Source organism: Kribbella kalugense (genome assembly GCF_004365875.1).
Taxonomy (GTDB): domain Bacteria; phylum Actinomycetota; class Actinomycetes; order Propionibacteriales; family Kribbellaceae; genus Kribbella; species Kribbella kalugense.
The window spans coordinates 690,495-716,050 of the sequence record NZ_SODF01000003.1; the positions used below are offsets into that span (position 1 = coordinate 690,495).

Annotated in this window: 26 protein-coding genes, 1 tRNA gene and 1 pseudogene; 18 read left to right on the forward strand and 10 right to left on the reverse strand. The window is 65.8% G+C overall.

Annotated features, from left to right (window positions below):
- The first annotated feature begins 21 nt into the window (after positions 1-21).
- Complete coding sequence (locus tag EV650_RS34610; protein ID WP_134123366.1) at positions 22-597, forward strand: hypothetical protein; 576 nt, start codon at positions 22-24, stop codon at positions 595-597.
- 126 nt (positions 598-723) lie between these two features.
- Here the strand turns inward: EV650_RS34610 and EV650_RS34615 are convergent, their stop codons facing one another.
- Positions 724-1,014, reverse strand: coding sequence for a carboxymuconolactone decarboxylase family protein (locus EV650_RS34615; RefSeq protein WP_134123367.1), 291 nt, complete (start codon positions 1,012-1,014; stop codon positions 724-726).
- Between the two features lie 870 nt (positions 1,015-1,884).
- Between EV650_RS34615 and EV650_RS34625 the strand changes: the two genes are divergently transcribed.
- Positions 1,885-2,088, forward strand: coding sequence for a hypothetical protein (locus tag EV650_RS34625; RefSeq protein ID WP_134123368.1), 204 nt, complete (start codon positions 1,885-1,887; stop codon positions 2,086-2,088).
- Positions 2,089-2,231: 143 nt separating this feature from the next.
- Positions 2,232-2,747: a DUF2690 domain-containing protein gene (locus EV650_RS34630; protein WP_134123369.1), complete on the forward strand. Its 516-nt coding sequence runs from the start codon at positions 2,232-2,234 to the stop codon at positions 2,745-2,747.
- Here the strand turns inward: EV650_RS34630 and EV650_RS34635 are convergent, their stop codons facing one another.
- A complete protein-coding gene (locus EV650_RS34635) occupies positions 2,748-3,437 on the reverse strand; it encodes an XRE family transcriptional regulator (protein ID WP_134123370.1) in 690 nt (229 codons plus the stop codon).
- Positions 3,438-4,993: 1,556 nt separating this feature from the next.
- Between EV650_RS34635 and EV650_RS34640 the strand changes: the two genes are divergently transcribed.
- Positions 4,994-6,454: a helix-turn-helix domain-containing protein gene (locus EV650_RS34640; RefSeq protein ID WP_166678380.1), complete on the forward strand. Its 1,461-nt coding sequence runs from the start codon at positions 4,994-4,996 to the stop codon at positions 6,452-6,454.
- A 96-nt stretch (positions 6,455-6,550) separates the two neighbouring features.
- Here the strand turns inward: EV650_RS34640 and EV650_RS34645 are convergent.
- Positions 6,551-6,623, reverse strand: a tRNA-Thr gene (locus EV650_RS34645).
- A 27-nt stretch (positions 6,624-6,650) separates the two neighbouring features.
- On the opposite strand from EV650_RS34645, the gene EV650_RS34650 reads away from it, so the two are divergent.
- Entirely contained in the window at positions 6,651-7,859 is a 1,209-nt protein-coding gene (locus EV650_RS34650) for an MFS transporter (RefSeq protein WP_369409973.1), read from the forward strand.
- On the opposite strand, the gene EV650_RS34655 is transcribed toward EV650_RS34650, so the two are convergent.
- Positions 7,789-8,982, reverse strand: a complete 1,194-nt coding sequence (locus tag EV650_RS34655; RefSeq protein ID WP_134123373.1) for an MFS transporter — start codon at positions 8,980-8,982, stop codon at positions 7,789-7,791. The two genes, EV650_RS34650 and EV650_RS34655, sit on opposite strands and share 71 nt — an antisense overlap.
- A gap of 39 nt (positions 8,983-9,021) precedes the next feature.
- On the opposite strand from EV650_RS34655, the gene EV650_RS34660 reads away from it, so the two are divergent.
- A complete protein-coding gene (locus EV650_RS34660) occupies positions 9,022-10,401 on the forward strand; it encodes a pyridoxal phosphate-dependent decarboxylase family protein (RefSeq protein ID WP_134123374.1) in 1,380 nt (459 codons plus the stop codon).
- A 67-nt stretch (positions 10,402-10,468) separates the two neighbouring features.
- Positions 10,469-10,759, forward strand: coding sequence for a DUF4287 domain-containing protein (locus EV650_RS34665; protein WP_134123375.1), 291 nt, complete (start codon positions 10,469-10,471; stop codon positions 10,757-10,759).
- Between the two features lie 81 nt (positions 10,760-10,840).
- Here the strand turns inward: EV650_RS34665 and EV650_RS34670 are convergent, their stop codons facing one another.
- Positions 10,841-11,395 carry an AMIN-like domain-containing (lipo)protein gene (locus EV650_RS34670; protein ID WP_134123376.1) on the reverse strand — a complete coding sequence of 185 codons (555 nt, stop codon included), beginning with the start codon at positions 11,393-11,395 and terminating at the stop codon, positions 10,841-10,843.
- A 167-nt stretch (positions 11,396-11,562) separates the two neighbouring features.
- On the opposite strand from EV650_RS34670, the gene EV650_RS34675 reads away from it, so the two are divergent.
- The 4 genes from EV650_RS34675 (at position 11,563) to EV650_RS41365 (ending at position 13,061) form a co-directional block, all read left to right on the forward strand.
- On the forward strand, positions 11,563-12,303 hold the full coding sequence (locus tag EV650_RS34675; RefSeq protein ID WP_134123377.1) for a TrmH family RNA methyltransferase: 741 nt from the start codon (positions 11,563-11,565) through the stop codon (positions 12,301-12,303).
- A gap of 64 nt (positions 12,304-12,367) precedes the next feature.
- Positions 12,368-12,670, forward strand: coding sequence for a SigE family RNA polymerase sigma factor (locus tag EV650_RS34680; protein WP_134123378.1), 303 nt, complete (start codon positions 12,368-12,370; stop codon positions 12,668-12,670).
- Complete coding sequence (locus tag EV650_RS34685; protein WP_134123379.1) at positions 12,667-12,942, forward strand: hypothetical protein; 276 nt, start codon at positions 12,667-12,669, stop codon at positions 12,940-12,942. The genes EV650_RS34680 and EV650_RS34685 overlap by 4 nt, the downstream gene beginning before the upstream one ends.
- Entirely contained in the window at positions 12,930-13,061 is a 132-nt protein-coding gene (locus EV650_RS41365) for a hypothetical protein (RefSeq protein WP_255512127.1), read from the forward strand. Before EV650_RS34685 ends, EV650_RS41365 begins: the two co-directional genes overlap by 13 nt.
- Here EV650_RS41365 and EV650_RS34690 read toward each other — a convergent pair.
- Together EV650_RS34690 and EV650_RS34695 are read right to left on the reverse strand one after the other, a co-directional pair.
- Positions 13,051-13,641 carry a SecDF P1 head subdomain-containing protein gene (locus EV650_RS34690; protein ID WP_134123380.1) on the reverse strand — a complete coding sequence of 197 codons (591 nt, stop codon included), beginning with the start codon at positions 13,639-13,641 and terminating at the stop codon, positions 13,051-13,053. The genes EV650_RS41365 and EV650_RS34690 overlap by 11 nt on opposite strands.
- A gap of 17 nt (positions 13,642-13,658) precedes the next feature.
- Positions 13,659-14,558, reverse strand: a complete 900-nt coding sequence (locus EV650_RS34695; RefSeq protein WP_134123381.1) for a GIY-YIG nuclease family protein — start codon at positions 14,556-14,558, stop codon at positions 13,659-13,661.
- Between the two features lie 210 nt (positions 14,559-14,768).
- Between EV650_RS34695 and EV650_RS34700 the strand changes: the two genes are divergently transcribed.
- The 4 genes from EV650_RS34700 to EV650_RS34715 all read left to right on the forward strand — a co-directional run bounded on the left by EV650_RS34700 (position 14,769) and on the right by EV650_RS34715 (position 20,608).
- On the forward strand, positions 14,769-17,744 hold the full coding sequence (locus tag EV650_RS34700) for a PQQ-dependent sugar dehydrogenase (RefSeq protein ID WP_134123382.1): 2,976 nt from the start codon (positions 14,769-14,771) through the stop codon (positions 17,742-17,744).
- A 39-nt stretch (positions 17,745-17,783) separates the two neighbouring features.
- Positions 17,784-18,272 (forward strand): VOC family protein, encoded by a 489-nt coding sequence (locus tag EV650_RS34705; RefSeq protein WP_134123383.1) that lies wholly within the window; start codon positions 17,784-17,786, stop codon positions 18,270-18,272.
- A 66-nt stretch (positions 18,273-18,338) separates the two neighbouring features.
- Positions 18,339-19,634: an esterase-like activity of phytase family protein gene (locus tag EV650_RS34710; protein WP_134123384.1), complete on the forward strand. Its 1,296-nt coding sequence runs from the start codon at positions 18,339-18,341 to the stop codon at positions 19,632-19,634.
- Positions 19,635-19,825: 191 nt separating this feature from the next.
- Positions 19,826-20,608, forward strand: coding sequence for an FAD-binding oxidoreductase (locus EV650_RS34715; RefSeq protein WP_134123385.1), 783 nt, complete (start codon positions 19,826-19,828; stop codon positions 20,606-20,608).
- A gap of 14 nt (positions 20,609-20,622) precedes the next feature.
- Here EV650_RS34715 and EV650_RS41540 read toward each other — a convergent pair.
- The 3 genes and pseudogenes from EV650_RS41540 to EV650_RS34730 all read right to left on the reverse strand — a co-directional run.
- Positions 20,623-21,063: pseudogene (locus tag EV650_RS41540) on the reverse strand (GNAT family N-acetyltransferase); the annotation flags it as partial.
- Position 21,064: 1 nt separating this feature from the next.
- Positions 21,065-22,141: a redox-regulated ATPase YchF gene (gene ychF / locus EV650_RS34725; RefSeq protein WP_134123386.1), complete on the reverse strand. Its 1,077-nt coding sequence runs from the start codon at positions 22,139-22,141 to the stop codon at positions 21,065-21,067.
- Between the two features lie 42 nt (positions 22,142-22,183).
- Positions 22,184-22,714 carry a GNAT family N-acetyltransferase gene (locus EV650_RS34730; RefSeq protein ID WP_134123387.1) on the reverse strand — a complete coding sequence of 177 codons (531 nt, stop codon included), beginning with the start codon at positions 22,712-22,714 and terminating at the stop codon, positions 22,184-22,186.
- 67 nt (positions 22,715-22,781) lie between these two features.
- Between EV650_RS34730 and EV650_RS34735 the strand changes: the two genes are divergently transcribed.
- The 3 genes from EV650_RS34735 (at position 22,782) to EV650_RS34745 (ending at position 25,516) form a co-directional block, all read left to right on the forward strand.
- Positions 22,782-23,648 (forward strand): DUF817 domain-containing protein, encoded by an 867-nt coding sequence (locus EV650_RS34735; RefSeq protein WP_238174668.1) that lies wholly within the window; start codon positions 22,782-22,784, stop codon positions 23,646-23,648.
- A 75-nt stretch (positions 23,649-23,723) separates the two neighbouring features.
- On the forward strand, positions 23,724-24,494 hold the full coding sequence (locus tag EV650_RS34740) for a polysaccharide deacetylase family protein (protein WP_238174669.1): 771 nt from the start codon (positions 23,724-23,726) through the stop codon (positions 24,492-24,494).
- 23 nt (positions 24,495-24,517) lie between these two features.
- On the forward strand, positions 24,518-25,516 hold the full coding sequence (locus EV650_RS34745) for a methyltransferase (protein WP_134123388.1): 999 nt from the start codon (positions 24,518-24,520) through the stop codon (positions 25,514-25,516).
- Positions 25,517-25,556 lie beyond the last annotated feature (40 nt).

A 25,556-nucleotide genomic window follows, 5' to 3' on the forward strand; every position in this document is an offset into this window, starting at 1 on the left:
TGACAAAATGGGGGCGGTCGGGTGAGGAAGAAGGTCGTGATCGCGTCGGCTGCGATCGTGGTAGCGATATGCGTAGGCGTCGGGCTGATGCTTCGGAGCCCTGGCGATCCGAGCACGACCCGGGAAGGGGACGCATTCGGCACCGCAGACGGCTCGTATGAGATCGGCATCCCGACCGCCCACGTCAACGACGATGTCTGGTACTTCGCCCCGGCCATCACCAACCACTCCTCGAAGAAGTTGACACTGGAGGACGTCCGCCCCGGAACGCTGCCCGACGGCATCAGCTTCGTCGAAGCTCGACTCTTCGACAAAGAGGCGTTCGCCGCTGGTGTCCCGATGTCGTGGGACACCAGCGGCGGCTCGGCAGCTGACGACCCGTCAAGCAAACCGTCAACCGACGTACGAGGCTACACACTGCTCCCAGGCCAGACCTTGCCGGATCAGAAGATCGTCTACCTCCACATTCGGGTCACCTCGGCCAAGCGACCACTGATGTCAGATGGCGTCAAGTTCATCTACCAGCAAAGCGGCAAACGCTACTCGCAGACGTTGAACGCGAATCTCACCATCGCCCCTGCCTCGTCGAAGCGGTGATCAAGCTCCCCGTCGCAGCGACGGCACCGCTCGTTGCAAGCTGGGGTCCTGCCGGCGCTCCCGCCCGGAACTTCACGTGGGTCGCGCTCGACAAGGGGTGCAGCCCAGACAGGATCGACCGGGACTTCACGAGATCCTCACCCCCGCCGAACGCTCTCGCGTTGCCGAGATCGTTAGCGCGATCCTCGACGACTCATCCGGCAGCCCCTGACAACTCCCCCGCCCATCGAGGGCCAGAGTCGAACTGTCGAGCGGCGGATTAAAAGGCTGCGCGATGAAGCCCATATGGGGGGCTGGAACACCGCAGTAGATCGCCGCCTGGGCAGGCGTCTCCTTGATCTCGTCGACCGTGACGTCGTTGCGGCGGGCCGCCTGGATGTGTATCGCGAGCTCCTCGTCACGGCCGCGAGCGATCAAGAAACAGGACTGAGTTCCTTCAGAGCCGTTGAATCAGCTCCCCTGGATACGAGCTTAAGAGAATACTTATCGGACCGATTTGTCGGATCAGGCGGCCGGACGCACGTCGCGAACGAACAAGCAGACCTCCGTGGCGAGGTCGTTGGCAGGTCTGGATCGGTGTCGTCGGGCCAGCCGGTCCACTCGCGGATCAGGCGTGGTGCGTACCGGCGTCGAAATCCTGTAACGACTCACGCCCAGCGACGGATGTAGCAGGCAACATCGCGCAAGGCGGCTCACGGAATCGTAGAGTCGTAGGCTTGTCGAGTCGACCGCTCTGCCGGGAGTGAGGCTTGCGATTCATGGGCGCGACGAAGAGTCCTGGGACCGGATGGTCGCTGCCGGTTTGGGGTTTTGGAGGAGCGCGCACGGCTAGGCATCACCACTACGGACACCGAGCTCAATGCCGTGCCTGTTCGCCGCGCCGGCTGTCGTTCGTTCGACTTGAGCAGGCAGCCGAGCGTGCTGCCATAGGTCATCTTTTGGGGTGCATCGTGGTCCGCACGTATCCGCGGCTCCACCTGATGCTGTCAGCACTCGTCCAGTATCTCGACGCCAACAACGCCGGCCCAGGGTTTCTACCAGCTCGCTCAATCGATGGGGTTGCTAGACAGGCGAGCCGGGCGCTCGGCCAAAGAAGAGTTTGGATGGACCAATGACCGCATTTCATACACAGTTCGCTACCGGGCAAGCTCGGTTAAGCCCGTGGCGCGCCCGGTGCGGAGTTTGCTACCGACGCTTCTGGTCAGGATGACCGCAGACCTGACGAGCGTCAGCGACCGCAAGGTGTTGACAATGGCGGCTCCCAAACCGGAGGGCTAGAGATCGCAGGTGGGATCGAAGATCGGCCAGCTAGTAGTCCAGATGGACTCGCTCGCAGACGAGACCTGGCGGAAGGTCGCCTACGGTCCGCGTCGCAACGTTCGGTTTCGCGAGGACGCGATCACTGGTCACAACCTGTTCGAGCTCGAACAGCGTCATGAGTGGCTGCAAGTCTGGGCGTACACCGCCAAGGAACGTCGAAGACCCGCATAGCAAGCGGGACCGTCCGTGCGGTCCTCCAATGGCGTTGTAAGCCGTCTGTCAGTTGACACCTTCTCTGTGTTCGCTACTAGCGCCGCGGCGGCATCCTCGAGGTAGGCAGTCCGAGCCCTTGGACGCCGGCCCTAGGAGGACCAATGCAGTCGAGGCTTCAGATCCGACTGAACTGTTTATCGACGCCGCGGCGGCGTTCCGCAAATCATCGGAGGCGTGGCGCTCGTTTCCTCGCGCTGCTGACTACCCTGCTGGTGGCCGTGGCCGCCAATGTGCTCTCTCCGGTTGGAACTCCAACAGCATCTGCCGCGGGCTGCTACCGGCAAAGCTGTAACAACCAGGACCCGCAGGCCATGGGCTGCGCGGCGGATGCGAAGTCGCTGGACGCGTACACGTGGAACGGCTTCTACGTGGAGATGCGGTTCTCGCCATCGTGCAGCGCCGCCTGGACCCGAGCTACGACCAGCGATTGCCGCTACGGCGGATCGATCAAAACGATCGCTTGGTACGACTGGCAGGCGACGCAATGGGCGGCTCAGAGCAATGTGACGGTTCCTTGCTACGGGACCCGTTGGACGAACATGTTCAACTTCTACTTCTACATCCAGTCGTGCATCCAGCTGTACGGCGGTCCGCAATACTGCACTCGGACTCATTAATCACGGAAGGTCGATCCAATCCGTCTCGCCGTACGCCACTTCAATGCCGTCAAATCGCACCCTGACCCACGCATGCAGACCGCCGGAGCCGGTCTTGAGAAGGTCACCCCAGTGATAATCGAAGGCATACTCGTCTCGGTACTCGAGCGACTTGCCGTCTGCCTGACGATCGATGCCGATCACGAGATCGACCCTGTGACGGTGCAAGGCAAGCACGTCGAGTCCTTCTGTCCCACCAAACCGTCCCCAGGCTGCCTGCTCACCGTGCGAGTAGCGCAGCTCGATCTCACCGACGATAAGGCGTCGGGTCGTCAGTGAGACCTTCCTCGCCGCGACCGTGACGGCATCAAGATAGCAACCGGAGTCCAGAGGATCGGCGCCGTCGACAGCCTCCTGCTTCGGTCCAGGCGGTCCGGCCATGACGGCTCCAGGTGCTTCCGATGCCCGGATTGCAAGGGCTGCCCAACGCCGCCGCCATATCTCTGGATCGCCCTCGCAAGCCCGGACAAAAGCCATCGTGACATCAAGGGAAGGGAGTGACTTTCCAAGAGCCGCTTCCGCGAGGCTCGTGTGTGAGTAGTGCGCGACCTTCGCGAGCGCGCGGTAGCTGGAGATGCCTGCGCCGGTACGCAACTTGCGGAGATCTGCCGCGAATCGCTGAAGCGAAAGCGAGTCGGATTGCTCGTTCATCGAGGTCGCTACGCGATCGCGCCCCACAGCGGCACCAGGATAGAGCGAACCGTTGCGCAACCATACTGCTGAATCCTCGCGTCCCGACCAGCGGCGGTACCGCCGAGCCAGCTTGCACTGATTGGCGACGTCATCTCCCATCCAGCCCCGGCGAGCCGTTCAGCTAGTTCTTCCTCGACCGTCATCGGGCCCCCGACCTTGCAGAGCGAAAGACACACGGAATGCGGAGGCGACGGAGCGGCACGGCGCCTACGATCCATGCTTCGAGCTTCGGCTGTCGCGCCACCGAACCTCGCAATCCGACCGCTCCCTAGCGGGCACTATGCCGCGATCAGAGTCGGTTGCCAAGCGCTCGAGGACAGGCCACGACCGAGAAGTTTCGCTCCGCGTCGGCACTTGTCTGCGGTGAACGCTGGCGTGACCGCGACGCCGAGCCTCTCCTGCTCACCTCGACCGCCGGGTCCGAGTTGTAAGCGACCGACCGGCGGCGACGCCTTCGAGGTCGGAGACATCTCCGACCTCGACCGTCTCCGCGAACGATCGCCGACCCTGCTGATCAACTTCCACGCGGACATCACACAGTCTGGAATCAGCGCCTGAACATCCACAGTCGGACAATGCCGGCTGAGCGCAGGTGCCGAGCCCTACGTGCGCATTGTGGCCAAAGGCGACTTCACGGCGTACTGCTCGCAGCAGGCCGATCGGCCCGGCTCGCAGGCCCCGACGAACATGCGCGCGCAAGGAGCTGCACGATCCTGAACTTTGATCGCCCGCTCTGTCGCCATGCTGACGACCGTCAGCCCGGTGGTCTCAACGGGAGGGACTGCCACCTCCGTCCCCACGCCCCTCCCCGCTGAGCTCGCCGATCGCAGGGCGCCGCGCCAGGCACTTCCCACAGGCGCCTGTCCTACACTCACGCGGGCGTAACCTCACCTCATGCCGCTGACCGCATGCGCCAAGAAACTCTTGAGCAGGTCCGACCGAGCTGCCTTCTCGATCGGCGAGGATGAACCGAGAGGCATGGACTCCGTCCGGGCGGCCGCCTTGCCGAGACAGAGGCTGAGGATGGCGAGTGCCGATCGCTAATCGCTCGTTTGGCTAGGTACGGCGCTATAGCCAGAGACGCTGTCTGCGAGGACGACCGGCGCCGCGCAGAGGGCGACAGCGACCCAGAGGGCGACGGCCAATCGGTCGTTGCCACGGCCAACGGCTTCGATCGCCTAGCTCGGCTCGACCCGGCACCCTAGGCAGCGAAACTCGAGGACTCCGCGCATAGGCACCTGTCGGCAACGAGGTTGTTGCTACACAGCCAGCCACTGATTCTGCTGAGTCCGTGGACGCCGCAGGGTTACATCCAGCGACACTTCTAGCGATGCCGCGCTTCGTCGCCGGACCTCACTCAGCCGAGAAGACGAGGCGCGGCGTCCTGCTGCAGCCTTGCAGAGAGTCGGCTAGACAGCCAGCAAACTTCGCGCGCACGGATGGAAGTCGTCAAAGTCGTCAAAGTCGTCTCGGCTCGGGCGTTGAACGGACCTCTTATGTGTTCAGGAGGTCTGATGGCGAGGGAACCGCTGCCGGTCGGGACTTGGGGAAAGATCACTTCGCGAGCGGTCAAGTGGAACGACGACGGCCGGGCGAGTAGGTACGAGGCGCGGGCTAAGTTTCGGGATCTGGATGGGCGGACTCGGCCAGTTGCGAAATGGGGAGACACGGCGAGTCAGGCCGAGAATCGGCTCCGGGGTGTGCTCAAGGCACGGCAGCGGGTGGGGGACGCAGGAGAGCTGACGTCCAGTGATCGGGTCTCGGCTGCGGCCGAGTTGTATATGGCGGAGGTACGGGACCTCGTAGATCAGGACGTGCTGTCGCCAGGGACGTACGACACCTACCGGTATCAGTACGACAAGAATCTAGAACCACGCATCGGATCATTGCGGCTCATCGAGGCGGGCACGCCTCGATGCAGCGATGTCATCAAGGCGATCAGAGATGAAGTGGGGTCCGCCAGCGCGAAGACCTGCAAGAGCATCCTGACCGGCACGTTCGCGCTGGCCGTGACACATGGCGCGCTGTCGGCAAATCCCGTACGAGAGGTCAAGATCCGGGCGACGTCGAAGAAGCGACTGCCGCGGGCACTGGAGGCTGACGAACGCGAGCAGTGGTTCGAGCTGATGCGACAGGACGAGCGGGCCGTCCGGGCGGACCTGATCGATCTGAGCAAGTTCATGATCGCTACAGGCGAACGAATCGGCGAGAGTCTCGCCGTCACTTGGCGAGACCTAGACCGCGAGACGGGCGAGATCGATTGCAGTCATCAAATACAGCGGATCAAGGGCAGGGGGCTGATACGGCGGAGGGTCAAGTCTTCAGCCGGGGATCGAATCATCGGGTTGCCGCCGTGGGCACGGGAGATGTTGCTCGCTAGGTGGACGCCAGGAACAGACCTCGACGCGCCGATCTTTCCTGCCAGCAACGGCGGGTTCCGAGACCCCCACAACGTTCAAAAGGCACTGCGAAATGCTCGCCGGCCGGTCGGCGGCCAGAGGCGGCAAGAGCTGGGCAGAACGCTTCGCGATCATCGACGCACTGCCGGCTTCACACAGAACGAGGTCGTCGCCAAGCTCAACTGGCGCAAGACCCGAATCAGTCTGATTGAGACCGGGCGAGTCAGGCTGACCGCCGAGGAAGCGGTCAGCCTGGCCGAGACGTACCGTCTGTCCCGGACAAATCGGGCAGCCTTGCTCGAGCTCACGGAGCTGGCTGGAATGCGCTCGCTGGCTGACGAGCTCGAGTGGGTGACAGCGCACGTGTTCAGGAAGACCACCGCGACGATTCTCGAGGGCGCCGGGCAGACGCCGCGACAGGTCGCCGATCAGCTCGGGCATGCGCAGACATCGACGACGGTCGACGACTACTTCGGCCGACGCCGACGGAACCCGGAGGCTGCCGGGCACCTCGAAGCGGCGCTAAGGCACATCCATGAGGAGGATTGCGAAGCGTCGGCAGAGCCTGAGATCTAGCGGCGATCTCGAACGTCCGCGGATGCAAAGAGGTGAGTAAAGGGTGAGTTGAGTCCCGGAAGTTGATCACGTCCGGGGCATGTTCCCAGGTCAGAGAGCCGGTGAGGGGACTCGAACCCCTAACCCCCGCTTTACAAGAGCGGTGCGCTGCCAGTTGCGCCACACCGGCCGGTGTGCGGGTACATAGTAGAGGATTGTGTGGGGGTTGCTGCGGGGGTCGGCGGGGTTTCGGGCGTTGTGGGGGGCTCGGTCGGTTTCGTTCCTCGGGGACTCGCTGGGGTTGGTGGCGCTGCTGTTGTATGTGCAGGCGTCGACCGGGGCCGCGTTGGCAGTCGCTCTCCTCTTATTGGCGGGCGACACCGTGCCGGGGTTGTTCGGGGCGTTGGCGGGGGCGATCGGGGATCGGTTCGATCTCAGGCGGGTGATGGTCATCTGCGACCTCGTACAGGGGGCGCTGACGGTCGCGATGGCTGTGATCTTGCCGCCGATGCCGGTGCTGCTGGTCATGGTGGCGGTCCGGAGTGTGACGGCGACGGTGTTCCTGGCCAGTTCGCGGAGTGCGATGCCGGCGCTGGTCAACGACGACCAACTCGAGGCGGCCAACTCGGCGTTGGGGGCTGGTACGAACGGGTTGGAAGCGATCGGCCCGATCATCGCGGCAGGTCTGTTCCTGATCACCGACGTACGCGGGATCCTGCTGATCGATGCGGCCACCTTCTTCGTGTCGGCGACCATGCTGAGCCGGCTGCCGAAGATCCCGCCGGTCGAGCCGTCGGGACACAGTCTGCTGAAGGACGCGCGGGACGGTCTGGGCTACATCTGGCGGGCTAAAGCGGTCCGCGTGATCGGGATCGGGTTCTTCGCGGTGGTCGCGTTCAACGGGGTGGATGACGTCGCGATGGTGTTCCTGGCGAAGGACGAGTTGCACGGCAGCGACTCCGCATCGGCGACGTTGTACGCCGGCGTTGGAATCGGGCTCATCGTCGGGTTCATCATCCTGGCGAGGTACGCGGGCAAGCTGACGATGCCGGTCTTGATGCTGATCGGGTTCGCCGTCAGCAGCGCGGGCAACCTGGTCACCGGCCTCGCCTGGGCGATCTGGGCGGCGCTCGCACTGCAGGTGATCCGCGGGCTCGGGATCGCAGCGATCGACGTCGGCGTCAACACTCACCTACAACGCGTCGTACCGCCGCAGCTCCGGAGCCGCGTGTTCGGCAATCTGTACGGCGCAATCGGTCTGGCGGCCGGGATCTCGTACGTACTCGGCGGGCTGTTGCTCCAGCACACCAACGCCCGTACGACGTTCATCACCGCAGGCGTCGGCGGGCTGTTGGCTACGGTTGTGACTGCGATCGGAGTTCGGCGATCGGCCGGCGGAGAGAGCGAGCCCCGGGTACGGCGATGAGCGCGATCGCGGCCATCACCAGGAACGCGGCCAACGGGTGGTCGACGAGGAGCCCGACCACGACCGCGACCACCAGGCCGCCGAGGTTGCCGGCCATCCAGATCAGGCCGGCCGCGGTGCCTTCGGCTTCTCCGGTACGGCGTTCTACGAGTTCGAGCACGATCGGGAGGGCGGGAAGCAGGAGCAACCCGATCACCGTGATGGATACGAATCCAGTCAGTACGCCGGGAGCGACGGCGAGCAGCACGCAGGCCAATGACGTCATGGTCAGGCTCACCACGAGCAACCAGGACTCCGCGCGGCGACGGACGACCAGGATCGGGATGGTCGCGCTGCCGAGGACGCCGGCGACGACGTTCACCAGGAGGATCGTGCTCGCGGTACCGCCGCTCACGCCGGCCGGTTCCAACAGAGCTTGAGCGAAGGTGCTCATGGCAACGAACACGCCGAACGGGAAGAGTGCAAGGACGCACAAGCGGCGGATCAGCGGGTCGCCCCAGGCAGCCGCCAATGCACTGCGGTTCGCGCGTGCAGCCGAAGTGTCCAGACGAGGGGATTCGAAGGGGCCGGGCTGGCGGAGAGTGGCGGTTAGGGCTACGGCCGACAGGACGCAGAAGATGGCGGTGATGAGGAGCATGGTTGGGAGGGAGGATGAGGTCGTGAAGATCGCGGAGAGGAGAAACGCGATCACCATGCCGGCGAAGATGCTGGCCGTGCCGACCGCGATGCCAGTTGGGCGATCCTTCTCGGCGAGGTAACGGCCGGTGATGCCGGTGACCGCGTTCAGGACCAGCGGCTGGGCGATCGAGGCCAGGATCTGACCAGCCAGCAGCCAGCCGAAGTCGTCCCCGATCAGCCGCACGAGCGCCCCAATAGCCGTGAGCACAGCCCCGGCGATCAGCGCTCCACGGAACCAGCGGTCCAGCAAGAGCCCACACGGGATCGCAAGTACGACGTACAGCAGTGGGAAGACCTGTGCGAGCCAGCCGATGGCGCTCTCGGAGACGCCGTACCGCGAGGCCGCGACGGTCGTGACGCCGGCGAAGTTCAGCCAGACCAGCTGGGTGGACGCCCCGACCAAGGAGTAGCCGACGATCGCCGACCACTGACTCCGCATCCGCATGGCCGAACTGTAGCGCCGAGTCTGGCGTACAAAGGAGCCATGGTTGATTGGGAGGGACCGCTCACCGAGGCGTTCGAGCGCGCGATGACCTACTTGAACGGGTTACCGGAGCGCCGGGTCGGGCCGCGGGCGACCTCGGCCGAGCTCCGTCAAGCGCTTGGCGGTCCGCTGCCGACCGGGCCGACGGATCCGCGTGAGGTGATCGCGGGGCTTGCGAAGGGGGTCGAGGACGGACTGCTGCCGAGTGGGAGCGGGCGGTTCTTCGGGTTCGTGTTCGGCGGCGCCACGCCGGCGTCGCTCGCGGCTGATTGGCTCACGACTGCCTGGGACCAGAACGGCGCTATGTACGCGTCGTCCCCCGCCACGGCCGTGGTCGAGGACATCACCGCGGACTGGCTGGTCGAGCTGTTCGGACTGCCGAGCGGTACGTCGGTGGGCTTCGTCACCGGCGCTCAGATGGCGAACTTCACCGGGTTGGCGGCGGCGCGACATGAGGTACTGCGGCGTGCCGGGTGGGACGTCGAGCGGGACGGGCTGATTGGCGCACCGCCGATCCGGGTGCTGGTCGGAGCCGAGCGGCACAACACCGTCGACCGCGCGCTGCGGTTCCTCGGTCTGGGGACGAACTGCATCGTGCCGATCGCGGTCGACGGCCAAGGCAGGATGCGCGCGGACGCGCTGGCGGAGGCGCTCGGTGAAGGACCGCAGATCGTCTGCGCACAGGCCGGCAACGTGAATACCGGCGCGTTCGATCCGGCCGCCGAGATCTGCGAGGTCGCGCACGCTCACAACGCATGGGTCCACGTGGACGGAGCCTTCGGCCTGTGGGCAGCCGTCAGTCCGAGCCTTCAACACCTTGTCCAAGGCATCGAAAACGCCGACTCGTGGGCGACCGATGCGCACAAGTGGCTCAACGTTCCGTACGACTCCGGCCTCGTGCTCTGCGCCCATCCCGAGCCCCTGCGGGCCTCGATGTCGCTCACGGCCGCCTACCTGATCCAGGACCAGAACGGCGAACGCGACTCGCTCGACTACAACCCGGAGTCCTCGCGCCGGGCGCGCGGAATCCCTGTGTACGCCGCGATTCGCGCCCTCGGCCGATCCGGTATCGCCGAGATCGTCGACCGCTGCCACGAGATGGCAAATCGATTTGCACAGCGCCTCGAAGCCGACAACGTGCAGGTGCTCAACGACGTCGTACTGAATCAGGTCCTTGCCCGCTTCGGCGACGACGACGAGCTCACCCGGCGAGTCGTCACGGCGGTCCAGAGCGACGGCACCTGCTGGATGTCCGGCACCACCTGGCAGGGCAAGGCCGCGATGCGCATCTCGGTCAGCAACTGGACCACCGGCCCGACGGACATCGACCGCTCGGCCGCCGCCGTACTCAGAATCCGTGACGAACTAATCCGCTCATAGGCGCCTGTCGATTTCCTCCGTGGTCGTTCGACGTAGGTGTGTACGACGACCACAGGAGGAAACAGACATGTCGTTCCAGGCGTACTTGGACAAGATCGAAGAGAAGACCGGCCGGACCCCGCGGGAGCTGGTCGACGAGGCCGTCAGCCGGGGGTACAAGGACGTCAAAGCCGGCGTGATCTGTGACTGGCTGAAGGCGGACTACGACCTCGGCCGCGGCCACGCGATGGCGCTGGTGCACGTGATCAAGAACGGTGCGCAGATCAGCGACAAGCACGTCGGCAGCAACGGCACCCACGCCGACCCGAGCAACCTGCTCTGGCTTGACGGAAAGGCAACCAACCCGCTCAACGCGTAGGGACCACGATAAATTGGCGTATTCCTCGCGAGCCTCGAGCCATTCCCCGTGCGGGCGGCCGACAAAACCGAATTGACCGTCTCACCACCGGTGGGCGATGTCGATGACGACGCGGCTGCCGGAGCCCGGACCGTCGAGGGTGAACACGCGGAACGGCAGACGGGCGCGGACGCCGATCCCTACCCAGGCGGCGCCTTCGGTGTCACCGGCGTACGCGATCTGGCGGAGAGTGCGGAACCCGGCGACGTTCGCCAGTTCGGACTCGTTCGGAGGCTGGAACGCCCAGTTTCCGTCGTCGTCGAACGCGTTGACGCCGAGCATGATCTCCAGCTTCGCGCCACCACGGAGTGGGACGAGATGGCCGGCGCCGGCGCGGTACACGTCCGGAACGTAGCGCGCGGAGTAGGTGGTCTCGGCGCCCGTCACGTCGAAGACGACGCGGTCGAAGCAGGTGTGCCGGCCGGCGCGGACCGTGGCCAGCGTGCCGGCGCTCACCCTGTTGTTTGCCTCCGGCAAGGATCCCCAGATTTCCTGACAGCCTGGAGCGGCCGAGGCGGACGCGGGTACGGCAACAACTGGAACCGCAGCCACCGCGAGTACGGCGATCGTGGTTCGGATGGAATGGAAAAGCTTCATTTTTGTCCCCCCTTTGAGACACCTGTTCGATGCATCCTGGGAGGTCGAAGTTGACATTTTGGCGAGGCAATCTTTAGGTGCCCGGAATTCGACTCTAGGTGACGGCATTCAATTGCTTGAACCCAGCTGTTTCCCGACCGTGACGTTGCCCGGCGTACCGTAGGCGGGTGGATTCGAAGAAATCGCCGCGGGACAAGTGGATCACTGTGTACGGGCGGAAGCCGGTGCTGGAGGCGTTGCACGATCCGGGCCTGTCGGTGGCGAAGGTGGTGCTGGCGGACAACGCGACCGGGCAGTCGATGCAGGAGATCCTGCGGGCGGCCGAGCGGTACGGGACGCCGGTCGAGCGGGCGACGGCCAGCCGGGTGAAGTGGCTGGCCGGCAACGGCAAGCACGACCAGGGTGTGGTCGCGGACGTGGACGCGCCGCGGATGACGCCGCTGGAGGAGTTCGTCCGGGAGCGGGGGAAGCGCCCGACGAACGTGTTCCTGCTCGACGGCGTCACCAACCCGGGCAACGTCGGCATGATCCTGCGGACCGCGACCGGCGCCGGGTTCGACGGGGTGATCCTCCCCCGGGCCGGTACGCCGCATGTCGGGCCGCTCGTGATCAAGGCGTCCGCCGGGATCGCATTCCAGGCGCCGATCGTGAACACGTCCACCGCGAAGACCGCGGTCGACCTGCTCCGGGGCGCGGGGTACCACGTCTACGGTCTGAGCGCCCGCTCGCAGGACTCCCTGTTCAGGGCCGAGCTCGCCCCACGTGCGGTCTACGTGCTCGGCGGCGAGACCAACGGCATCACCGTCTCCACCGACTCCGACCTCCAGATCCCGCTGCACGCCGGCGTCGAGTCCCTCAACGTCGCCGTCGCCGCCGCAGTAGTCGCCTTCGAGGTCACCAACCGCTGATCGCTGATGCAACCGAACCTCCCGCCAGTGCGTTTATTGCGCAGCGAGAGCCGAGGAGGCCAGGTTGAACAGCGATGCGGAGAGCGACTACACCGCCTTCGTGACCCATCACGCCAACGCGATGTGGCGTACGGCGTACCTGCTCTGCGGAGACCGGCGGCGGGCGACCCAGGAGGCGCTTCTCCGGCTGTACCGCGGCTGGCGGAGGATCTACAGCAAAGGCGGCATCCTCGCGTACGCGAGCAAGGTGGTCGTCTCGACCCCAGGCGCTCGCCGAGCTGCCGGATCGGCAGCGAGCCTGCGTCGTACTGCGGTACTTCGAGGATCTTGCCGACTTCGACCTCGCCGAACTGGGAGGCTGACATGACGAACCAGCTCAAAGACCTGATGACCGAGGCCGTCGACGCGCAAGCGCCGTACGTCCCCGACCTCGACACCCTGATGCGAACCGGACGCCGGCAGGTACGGCGACGTCGCCTGGCGACCGCGGTCGCGACTGCTGCAGCCGTCGCGGTCGTCGCCGGCGCAACCACGGTCGCCTTCAACACGATCAACTGGTCCAGCGATGCACCGGTCGCGCCGATGCTGACTCCAACCTCGCCCACGGTGCCGACGGTTATGTCGGCATGGCCAAGGTGAAGAACGGGCACTTCGCCTACCGCCGCGTGGAGCAGTCGCCGTGGCCGGGGCCGGTGCCGCACGCGATTGTTCGGTTCAAGTTCGCGGGCAAAGCGGAGTACGTCGCGGCTAGCCGGTGATCTTGGTGGCGAGGGCCTCGGCGCTGTCGCGGTTGTAGTCGCCGTTGATCTGGACCTTGCCGCCGGTGATCTCGGACTGGACCGCCGGGGCGGCGGCGACCTTTCCGCGGACCACGATTGCTACCTGGTTCGCGGGCGTGGTCTGTTTGGCGAGATTGGCGGTGAGCTGCTCGAACAGCTTGGCGCCCTTCGAGTCGAGGGTGAGGGCGATGAGCCAGCCGCCGGTCCCGTTCGGATCGGCTGCGGCCTTCACCTCGGACACGTTGCTGCCGTCGAGCTCGACCTTGCCGAGGGTGTAGCGCATGCCGGCGTCGTCGCACGCCGTACCTGCAGGCGTCGGAGTGGGACACGCGCCCGGCTTGGCCGTGAGCACGCGACGGAACTCGACCGCGGTCGGGTCCGAAGGCTTCGTCCGGACCGCGGGTGCCACGGCAGGCTTGTCATCGCTTCGCTTCGCGACCAACACGACACCCGTGACGACGATGGCGATCAGCAGCAGCACCAGCCCGCCGACCAGCAGCAGCGGCCCCCGGGATCGCTTCGGCGGAGGCTGCTGCGGAAAGAGAGGCGGGTAGGTCATGAGGACATGCTAGGAAGTCAGGAAGTCACCTTGAGCAGACGGGCCGCCAACTCAGCGTTGCGCTGAGCAAACGTGCGCCACAACTCAGGCGTCGCTGCGACCCGTTCCCGAGCCGTCGCCTCCCCCACCGCACGCTGCGTCCACGTGCTCATCCGTCCGCCGCGCAGCTCGAAGCGGACGAGTACGCCGTCCGCCCAGCCGTACACGTCCGCGTCGCGCGGCTCGAGCCACGCGACCTTCTGCTCGGCGACGATCCAGGCGAGCGCCTCGATCTCACCCTGCACCTTGGCCGCGAACTCGTACCGCAACCCGGCCGCGGCTCGATCACGTCGTCGTACCAGCTCGTCGCGCAGAGTGGTGACCGCAGCCGGATCGCGTTGCAGTACGGCGATCGCGGTACGCGCCAACGCGTCACGATCTCCCGGCCCGATCCCGAAGAGCCGGCCGAACTCCTCGGCAGAGCCATCGCCTTCCACTGTGTAATGCAGCGGCAACACTCGGTGCAGTCCGGAGATCGCCTGCCGGATCCGCAGACCGCCGAGGTACGGACCGAAGTGCGGCGCGCTCCCGGTGATCGTGTGCTGGAATCGCAAGCCTGGCTTGGATCCGTCGTCGAGGCGGATGTAGCCGACCACCTCCGCGCCACCCTCGGTCCGATTCCAGCGCGGCTTGGAACGCTCAAGCAGGTTGCGCTCCAACCAGGCCGCCTCGTGCTCGGAGTCGCACCAAACCCCTTCTACCCGAGCGATTCGCCGTACCATCCGGGCCAGGTGCGGCCGGTCGCCGACGTTCACCCAGTAGGACCGCACGCGTCGGCGCAGATTGCGGGCCCTGCCGATATACAAAATCTTCCCGGCGTCGTCGCGGAAACGGTAGACGCCCGGGCCGGTCGGCAACTCCCGAACGCTACGGATCATCAGCCCAGTGTGCCCGGTCCGACCGTCCGAGTGAGCAATCGGTGGAGTGTTTGAAACGAATGCTGGTCGGGGCTTGCGTCGCGGGTTGCGCGCAGGTAATCCTTACGGCCGACCGAGTGTCTGTATGGGGCTGTGAGGGCTGGCACCGGGGTTGTGAGGCTGGGGGGCTTCGTGTTGTTTTCTGCCAAGTTGCTGCGTCGTGTTCTGCCCATGTTCTGCGTACTTCTGTTGCTGCCGCTCGCAGTGACGGCGCCGGCACAGGCCGCTGTCACGCCGACCGGATTCAGTGAGCAGGCGGTGTTCAGCGGACTCACCAATCCGACGAACGTCGTGTTCTCGCCGGACGGCCGGGTGTTCGTCGCTGAGAAGAGCGGCCTGATCAAGGTCTTCGACTCACTCGACGATCCGACGCCGAGTGTGTACGCCGACTTGCGGACCGAGGTCGACAACTACTGGGACCGCGGTCTGCTCGGGCTGGCGTTGCATCCCGACTTCCCTCAGGATCCACGCATCTACGTGCTGTACACGCACGACGGACTGATCGGCGGGCCGACACCGAAGTGGGGTACGCCGGACACCGCCGACGATCCTTGTCCCAGCCCGCCCGGTCCGACCGCTGACGGTTGCCAGGCCAGCGCGCGTCTCTCGGTGATCAACGGGAACGGGGCCGAGCAGGTGCTGGTCGAAGACTGGTGCCAGGTGTTCCCGAGCCATTCGATCGGCTCGATCGAGTTCGGCCCGGATGGGATGCTGTACGCCGGCGCGGGTGACGGAGCCAGCTTCAACTACGTCGACTACGGCCAGGACAGCTACCCGGCGTCCGACGTCACGCCGGACAACCCGTGTGGTGACGGGCCCGCGCCCGTCGGCGCGACGCTCACCCCGCCGACCGCCGAAGGTGGTGCGCTCCGAGCCCAAGACGTCCGTACGACTGGCGATCCGACCACTCTGGACGGCTCGATCATCCGCATCGACCCGGACACCGGACAAGCCGCGCCCGGCAACCCGGCTGCGAGCAGTGCGGATCTGAACACGCGCCGGATCGTCGCGAACGGTCTGCGGAACCCGATGCGGTTCACGTTCCGGCCGGGGACGAAGGAGTTGTGGCTCGGTGACGTCGGCTATTCGACGTGGGAGGAGATCGACCGGATCACCGACCCCACGGCCAAGGTGACGAACTTCGGCTGGCCCTGCTACGAGGGTTCGGGCCGGCAGCCCGGGTACGACGCGATCAACGTGAACCTCTGCGAAAACCTGTACGCCGCCGGTCCGTCGGCGGTCACGTCGCCGTACTACGCGTACAAACACACCGATCACATCGTTTCCGGGGAGTCGTGTACGGTCGGCAGCTCGTCGATCTCCGGGATGTCATTCTATGCCGGGGGCAACTATCCGGCGGCGTACAAGGGCGCACTGTTCTTCACCGACTACAGCCGGCGCTGTGTGTGGGCGATGATGCCGGGCTCGGACGGCTTGCCGGATCCCGCACAGATCCAGGTGTTCGCGTCGGGGTACGGCGCGACGAAACTGCAGACCGGTCCGGGCGGGGATCTGTTCGCGGTCGACTACGACAACGGCCGGATCATGCGGTACGTGTACGACGCGACGAACAACCCGCCGACCGCGGTCATCCAGGCGAACCCGGCCAGCGGGCCGACGCCGTTGGCGGTGACGTTCGATGGGACCGCGTCCAACGATGCCGACGGCAATCCGCTGACGTACGCATGGGATCTCGACGGGGACGGCGTCTACGACGACTCCACCGCGGCGACGGTGCAGCACATGTACACGACGTCAGGGGAAGTGGTCGCGCGGCTGAAGGTGTCGGACGGCCATACGACCAGTACGACGTCTACACAGATCAACGTGGCCAACACCGCGCCGACCGCGCTCATCACGTCACCTGGTCCGGCGACGACGTGGAAGGTCGGAGACACGATCAACTTCTCGGGCTCGGCGACCGATCCCGAGCAGGGCACGTTGCCGGGGTCGGCGCTGACCTGGACGTTGATCATGCATCACTGTCCGAGTGACTGCCATACGCACACGATCACGTCGATGACCGGGGCCGGTGGTTCGTTCGTCGCGCCGGATCACGAGTATCCGTCGTACCTCGAACTGAAGCTGACCGCGACGGACGCTCAGGGGTTGACCGACACCAAGAGCGTGCGGCTGGATCCGAAGACGGTCGGGCTGAGGCTCGCCTCCTCGCCGGCAGGGTTGCCGGTGACGTCCCTGGACACGACGGCCAAGACCCCGTTCACCTCCACTGTGATCATCGGGTCGAGTGTGTCGGTGTCCGCGGATCCGGTGCAGGCTTCTTCGAACCAGCTCTATCGCTTTGCGAGCTGGTCGGACGGTGGAGCACGGAACCACAACCTGGTTGCACCGGAGGCGGCTGCGACGTACACAGCGACGTACGGCGTGAAACGCAACCTCGCTCGCGGTCGACCGGCGCTTGCCTCGAGCACCTATCTCGCCGGGCGCGAGGCGGCGAAGGCTGTCGACGGTTCGATGACCACGGCGTGGTCGAGTGCACGGAAGGATCCGCAGTGGCTCCGGATTGATCTGGGATCGGTGCAGGTGGTCAACCGGGTGCTCCTGAACTGGCTGTCGACGGCGTACGCGAAGTCGTACCAGATCCAGGTGTCCGGGTCCGGGCGGACGTGGAAGACCGTCTACTCGACGACGGCCGGCGACGGCGGGACCGACAGTTTGCTGTTCAGTGCGAACTACGCGCGGTATGTGCGGATCAGCGCGACCTCTCGTGCTGTTGCCGGCAGCTACTACTCGCTGTGGGAGTTCGGCGTCTTCCAGGACACCGGGCCGGTGACCGGGATCGCCGGGCAGTGTGTCGATGTCTACCAGGCTTCGACAGCTGACGGTACGCCAACAACGCTGTACACCTGCAAGGGCGCGGTCAACCAGCAATGGACTCCGTCCCCGGACGACGGCACCCTACGCACGATGGGCAAATGCCTCGACGGTCGAGCTGCAGCGGCCGTCGCGTTGTGGACCTGCAACGGCACGCCCGCCCAACACTGGACCCCACAACCCAACGGAACGCTACTCAACGCCGCCTCAAATCTATGCCTCGCACCAGCCGGCGGCCTGTCCACCAACGGCACCAAACTGACCCTCACCACCTGCACCACCACAATCAACCAGAAGTGGGTTCTCCCGTAGAGGACGGAAGCTGTCCTCTACTGCGGACATGATCGAGACATGACAAAGAACCCCGGCGGTAAGGCGACCGTTACTCCGTATGTGGCCGTTCGTGGAGCGGCGGCCTGGCTCGAGTTTGTGCAGGAGGCGTTCGGGACGAAGCCGGCCTTCGCGGTCCAGAACGAGGACGGGACGATCGGCCATGCCGAGATGACGATCGGCGACTCGGTCGTGATGGCCTTCGACGCCCAACCCGACTGGCCCGACACCCCAAGCTTCCTGAGCGTGTACGTCGACGACGCGGACGCCGTGGTCGACCGTGCAGTCGCAGCCGGCGCGACCGTGATCACCGAGCTGACCACGTCCCGGATCGTCGGCGACCGCGGCGCCCGGATCAAGGACCCGGCCGGCAACATCTGGTGGATCCAGACTCACCTGTACGACGTAGACCCCGCCGACCTTCCCGCCCTCTTCGCCGACCCCGCCGAAGCCGCGACCATGCGCCGCCTCCAGGAATCCTTCGCCACCGAAATGCGCTCCCGCGCCTAACCCCGTTCATTTGGCGTTCACGCGGTCGGGTGAGGGTCGCGGGGACGTCTGTGAGGGGAGATTCGCATGTCGCGTAATAGGTGGCTGGTTGCGGCTTCGATGGTTGGGGTTGCCGCGTTGGTGGGAGGTACGGCGCAGACCGCCGTCGCCGGTGATCGCGGGCCGAAGGTGGTGGGGACGGCTACGTTGCCGGACATCTCCTTGAAGAAGTTCTCGAATGACCTGATCCGCGGCTCGGTGGACAACGACCGGAAGGTCGATCTCGGTGGGATCGGGAGTGACATCTTCCCGGCCGGGAAGAGCGGTGAGTTCTGGACCGTGACCGACCGTGGGCCGAACGGGCAGATCAAGGTCGACGACGTGAACCGGCGGACGTTTCCGGTGCCGGGGTTCGACCCGGCGATCGTGAAGGTCAAGGTGGACGGCAAGAAGCTGAAGGTGATCGACGCGATCCCGATCACCACGCGGCACGGTAAGGCGGTCACCGGCCTGTCCAACCAGGAGAGCCGCGACGAGCTTCCCTACAACTTCGACGCCTCCACCCGCCTCGGTCTGAACCCGAACGGCCTCGACACCGAAGGCATCGTCCGGGCGGCCGACGGGACGTTCTGGCTGGTCGACGAGTACAGCCCGTCGCTCGTCCACGTGTCGAGCCGCGGTCAGGTGCTCGCGCGGTACGTTCCGAAGGGCCTGAATCTCAAGGGCGCCGACTACCCGGTGATCGAGTCGCTGCCGGCGATCTTCCTGACCCGCAAGATCAACCGCGGTTTCGAAGGCCTGGCGCAGCTGCCCGGCGGCGACCTGGTCCTCGCGCTGCAGAGCCCGCTGTCGAACCCGAGCAAGAAGGTCGGCGAGGCCTCGCTCAACACGCGGCTGCTGCGGTTCTCGCCGCACCGCGGGAAGCTGACGGCGGAGTACGCGTACCAGTTCGACCCGGTCGGCGTGGTCGACCCGGGTGAGGACGACACGAGCGAGCTGAAGATCTCGTCGATCGTTGCCGCAGGCCCCGAAACGCTGCTGGTGGAGGAGCGGACCGACAACGCTGCGCGGCTGCAGACCGTCGTACTGCGACCATCCGCCAACATCCTCGGCTCGAAGTGGGACGATGTCGCGACCACGCCGTCGTACGAGGCGGACGCGACCGGCGTACCGGTGCTCAAGAAGAAACTGTTCCTCGACCTGAACGCGGTCAAAGGCGCGCCGAAGAAGATCGAGGGCATCGCGCTGCTGCCGCACGACACGCTGGTCCTGATCAACGACAACGACTTCGGGATGACCGACGGGTCGGCCGCATTCGATGCCGACGGCAACCTGGTCGACAGCGGAATCGAGACCACCCTGGTGACTGTCCGCCTGCACTGAAGCGGACCGCCACGCAGGCAGAACCCCGCATTCCGACCGCGTCAGACGGTCAAATGCGGGGTTCTGCCTGCATGCAGGTCCACCCCTGACGAAATAGACCGCTGATCTGTGATGTGGCGTTGTTCACGTCACATGCTCTGCTCGGCCGGCGTCAGGTGTTTGTTCGATGAGGGCAAACACTAAGGATCGTCATGAGCGCAGTAGTCGAAGGATTTGGTGGGGAGATCGTCGCGCCGGGCGACGAGGGGTACGACGTCGCGAGCCGGACGGTGCTGGTCGCCGGCAGCCCGGCGTACGTGCTCCGGCCGGCGAACGTCGAGGATGTCCGGAAGGCCGTGGCGTTCGCCGTTGAGAGCGGCCTGCCGCTCGCGGTGCGCGGCGGCGGGCACTCGTTCGCGGGGTTGGGGACGAACGACGGCGGTGTGGTGATCGACCTCGGCAAGCTGGCCGGGATCGAGATCATCGACAAGGAACGGCATGTCGTGCGGATCGGCGGCGGCGCTACCTGGGGACAGGTCGCGGCCGCGCTGGCGCCGCACGGGCTGGCGATCTCGTCGGGTGACACGAAGAGCGTCGGCGTCGGCGGGCTGACGTTGAGCGGCGGGATGGGGTGGAAGGTCCGCAAGTACGGTCTCGCGCTGGACCAACTGGTCGCGGTACAGCTCGTGACCGCAGCGGGTGACGTAGTCCGCGCCGCCGACGACGAGAACCCCGAGCTGTTCTGGGCGATCCGCGGTGGTGGCGGCAACCTCGGGATCGTGACCGCGTTCGACTTCGCGGCGCACCCGACGACCGACATCTTCTTCGGCAAGATCGCGTTCCCCGCGAACGAGATCGCCGAGGTGCTCCAGGGCTGGGCGGAGTACCAGCGCACCGCGCCCGCCGAGCTCACCTCGATCGCGTCGTTCGCGAACTTCCATGCGGTGAACACCTCTCCGGACGGTGCGGTCACAGCCTCGGGCTCGCCCACCTGACGGTAGCCGGCGCTGAGCAGGGTCTGTTGCGACGCTTGGTTGTCAGGGCTGGTCCTGGCGTCCAGGAAGGTCAGCCCCAGACGAGCCGCAATGTGCGCGGCCGCCGAAAGAGCATCCCGGGCCGCGCCTCTCCCCCTGCCCCAAGGAGCCAACCAGAAACCGACCTCCGCCCGGTCCGCCCTCACGTTGAACAGGACGATGCTGCCGAGGAATCCGTCCGAGCCGGCGTCGGCGATCGCCAACACGGCCAAGGAACCGTCCGCAAGCCCGGCCGCGATGTCTCCGTCGATCTGCTCCCGGACGAGATCTTCGGTGTAGTCGGAGAACGGTAGGTGCCCGTGCCGCTCGACCGACTCGTCTTTGGATCCCAGCGCGTACGAGGCAGCATCGCCATGCTCGAGAGTGCGGACCCGGACCCGACCTTCGAGACAGGGCAGCGCGTCAAGCACGGTCACGTCAGACGTTGAACCTGAATTCGACGACGTCGCCGTCTTGCATGATGTAGTCCTTGCCTTCCATCCGGACTTTACCGGCGGAGCGGGCGGCGTTCATCGAGCCGGCTTCCATCAGGTCGTCGTACGAGACGATCTCGGCCTTGATGAAGCCGCGCTGGAAGTCGGTGTGGATGACGCCGGCTGCCTCGGGGGCGGTGGCGCCGCGCTTGATCGTCCAGGCCCGGGATTCCTTGGGGCCGGCGGTCAGGTACGTCTGCAGGCCGAGGGTGTCGAAGCCGACGCGGGCGAGTACGTCGAGGCCGGGTTCGTCGATGCCCATCTCGGCGAGCATCTCGCGGGCCTCGTCCTCGTCGCCGAGCTCGACCAGTTCGGCCTCGAACTTCGCGTCCAGGAAGATCGCCTCGGCCGGTGCGACCAGGTCCCGCATCTGCTGCTTCAACGGCTCGTCGGACAGTTCGTCGGCGTCGCAGTTGAAGACGTAGATGTACGGCTTGGCGGTCATCAGCATCAGTTCGCGGATCGCGTCGCGGTCCACGTTGGTCGCGATGATCGGCGTACCCGCCTCAAGGTGCTTCTGTGCTTCCCGGACCGCCTCGAGCGTGACGGCGGACTCCTTCTTCAGCCGGGATTCCTTCTCCAGCCGCGGGATCGCCTTCTCGACGGTCTGCAGGTCGGCCAGGATCAACTCGGTCTGGATGGTGGAGATGTCGTCGGACGGCGAGACCTTGCCGTCGACGTGGGTTACGTCGTCGTCACGGAACACCCGGGTGACCTGGCAGATCGCGTCCGACTCGCGGATGTGGCTGAGGAACTTGTTGCCCAGCCCCTCGCCCTCCGACGCGCCGCGGACGATGCCGGCGATGTCGACGAACTGGACGGTGGCCGGGATCACCTTCGCGGAGCTGTACAGCTCGGCCAGCTTGCCCAGCCGCGCATCCGGTACGCCGACCACCCCGACGTTCGGCTCGATGGTCGCGAACGGGTAGTTCGCGGCGAGCACGTCGTTCTTGGTCAGCGCGTTGAACAGGGTGGACTTGCCCGCATTGGGGAGCCCGACGATTCCGATGGTGAGTGCCACGGGCGTCAAGGTTACGCGGCGAACACCGAAGTACCCCAATCGTCAGAGGACGAATGCTTCCATTGAGGCGCCGTACCAGCGCTCCATGCGGCCGAGGGAGCGCATGCCCAACCGGCCGCAGACTGCCAGCGAGGCCACATTGTCCGGGCGCACGACCGCATAGATCTCACTGAGACCGGCCTTGAACCCATGCGAGATCGCGCCGCGCGCCGACTCGGTCGCCAGCCCGCGCCCCCACGCGTCCGGGTGGAAGTGCCAGCCGACCTCGACCTCCCCCTTGCTCGCGGTCCCGTCCGATGGGTCGGGCAGCGGCACGAGCAACACGGTCCCCGCGACGACTCCCGTCGTACGCTCCTCCACCGCCCAGACGCCGTACGTCGCGTCGCGGTTGCGCTCGCTCCAGCGCTCGATCACCTTCTCGGCCGCGCCCCGATCCGTCATCACCCGCGGCTCGGCGCCCAGCCAGCGCGACACCTCCCAGCGCCGGTAGATGTCGAACACCCGGTCGCCGTCCGTGTCCGCCCAGTCGCGCACCAGCAGCCGGTCCGTTTCGTAGACCACCTTCGGAATCATCGCGACCACCTCCCAAGGCTGTTCTTATTTGTCCCAACCAGGCGATCGCAAGCAACGTCTCCTTTCTGTGACCACTTGGACCGACCGCACTGCCTCGTCTTCACGCTTCGTGTTCGGATGTCTGCAATTCCTGCGTTTCGGCTGGCTGGAACTGGTGTCGTGCCTGTTCCCGGCATTCCTGTTCCTCGGCCTGGGGATCTCGAAGTACGTCGACCTGCCGATCGCGCGGTACGACGCGTTGCTGATCTACTGCCTCGGGCTGACGTTCCTGTTCTGGATCGTCCGGCTGGAGACGTGGCGTGAGGTCGCGGTGATCTTCGGGTTCCACTTGATCGGGCTCGGGCTGGAGCTGTTCAAGATCCAGGTCGGCTCCTGGCAGTACCCGGGTGACGCGGTAACGAAGGTCGCCGGCGTGCCACTGTTCGCCGGATTCATGTACGCCGCTGTCGGCAGCTACCTGTGTCAGGCCTGGCGCCGGTTCGACCTCCGGGTCAGCAACTACCGCCCGGTGCTGACCACGATCTTCGCGGTGCTGATCTACGCGAACTTCTTCACCCATCAGTGGATCCCCGACCTGCGGATCCCGATCGCGCTCGGTCTGCTCGTCGTGTTGCGTCGTACCTGGGTCTTCTACACGGTCGGCGTACGGCGGTACCGGATGCCGCTCGCGGTGGCGTTCGCGCTGATCGGATTCTTCCTCTGGATCGCGGAGAACTTCGGCACGTTCCTGGACGCGTGGAACTATCCGGACCAGGTGAGTGTGTGGCATCTCGTACACCCGGCGAAGTTCGGCGCGTGGTCGTTGCTGGTCAGCATGAGCTTCGTGCTGGTCGCGAGCGTGAAGTCCCTCGAGGGCCGGTTGTACCACCGTGGCAGCACCGCAACAGTCGAGATCTCTCCGCAACACGACGACGCCAACCAAGCTGCGGAGTAAGGCGTCTCTTGTGGTGTGAGGCTCCTGAGGGGGAGCTGTTGCTGGGGAACAAACCGCCTGATTTACAAGGGGAGCATGATGTCGCGAAAGTTCGCCGCCTTCGTCGCGACCGGTGTCGCACTGGCCGTCGTGGCCGGTTCGCTGCTGGTTCTGGCACTCAGCCATCAACGACAGCCGGAGCCGACCGCCGCGACCACGCAGACCTCGACAACACCGTCGCCCACACCGACCGAGACGCCCACGCTGAATGCTCCACCGTCGACTCCGCGCCGCCCGGCGCCGAACCCGACCGCAGAATTTGTCAAAGGCAACAAAAAGGTGCTGTTCCTGAGTTTCGACGACGGACCGGACCCGGCCTGGACGCCGCAGATCCTGCAGGTGCTGGCGAAGTACGGCGCGCACGCGACCTTCTTCGAGCTCGGTCAGATGCAGGCCGCACACCCGGGCCTACGCGAGCAGGTGCTTGCCGCCGGCAACTCCATCGGCAGCCACTCGATCTCGCACCCGCAGCTGACCATCCTGTCAGCGGCGAAGCGGCACCACGAGATCTTCGACGGACCGAAGTCGACCTGCTTCCGGCCGCCGTACGGCGCCTCGAACCCGAAGGTCCGCGCCGACATCAGGGCGGCCGGCATGGTCCAGGTGCTCTGGGACGTCGACCCGCGCGACTGGGCCCGGCCGGGGACGAATGCGATCGTGCACAACATCCTCACCCACGCGCACAACCACAACATCATCCTGATGCACGACGGCGGCGGCAACCGCAGCCAAACCGTCGCCGCGCTCGACAAGGTCCTCCCCCAACTGAAGGCCCAGGGCTACAGCTTCCCAGCCATGGACTGCTGACCCGCCCCGGCGCAGAATGCGCCATGGATGCTTCGCAGGAACTGCACCGGCTGACCAGCGGCTATCAGGTGACCGAAGCGGTGCACGTCGCCGCCCGGCTCGGTATCAGCGACGTACTTGCTGATGGCCCGAAGAGCCTGACTCAGCTCGCAGAGTCCACCAGAACGAACGTCCAAGCGTTGGAGCGCCTGATGCATGCGCTGTCCGCGCTCGGGCTCTACAGCTCCATTGATGGGAAGTACAGCAACACCGAGCTCGGTACGGCGTTGCGGATCGACGTACCGCGTTCGGTCGCGGGCTGGGCTCGCTTCGTCGGCACAGGGTCTCACTGGCAGGCGTACACCGGTCTGGAGGACAGCATCCGCACCGGCGAGACGGCCTTCCCGACGGTCCACGGTGAGGCAGTCTGGGAGTACCGCGCCAAGCATCCGGCCGAGCAGGAGGCCTTCGACGCGGCCATGACCGCGATGTCGCAGACGGTGTCCGACGCGGTCGTGAACGCCTACGATTTCAGCCGGTTCGGCACGTTGGTCGACGTCGGCGGCGGGCGTGGTCGACTGCTGGTCGACGTCCTCTCGCGGTACCCATCGGTCGGCGGAGTGCTCTTCGACCAGCCAGACGTGGTCGCCGGCGCGGATGAACTGCTGTCCGCAGCCGGCGTGGCGGACCGTTGCCGCGTCGTCGGCGGCAACTTCTTCGAGGCCGTTCCGAAGGGTGACGCTCACCTGCTCAAGTCGATCATCCACGACTGGGCGGACGCCGAGTCGATCGAGATCCTCCGCAGCTGCAGGCGGTCGATGCCGGACCACGGCCGCCTCCTGCTGGTGGAACAGTTGCTGGACGAGTCGCCGGATCCCGTGCGTACGGCGTTCTCGGACCTGAACATGCTGGTCATGACCGGCGGTCGGGAGCGGACGACCGACGAATACCGCGCACTCCTCGCCGCCGCCGACCTCGACCTTGTGACCACGGTCCCCACCGCCGGCCCGGCGTTCGTGCTTGAGGCAAAACCCGTTCGCTGAGCGTGTTTTTCAGAAACTGTCGGTGGCGTTCGGCACTATC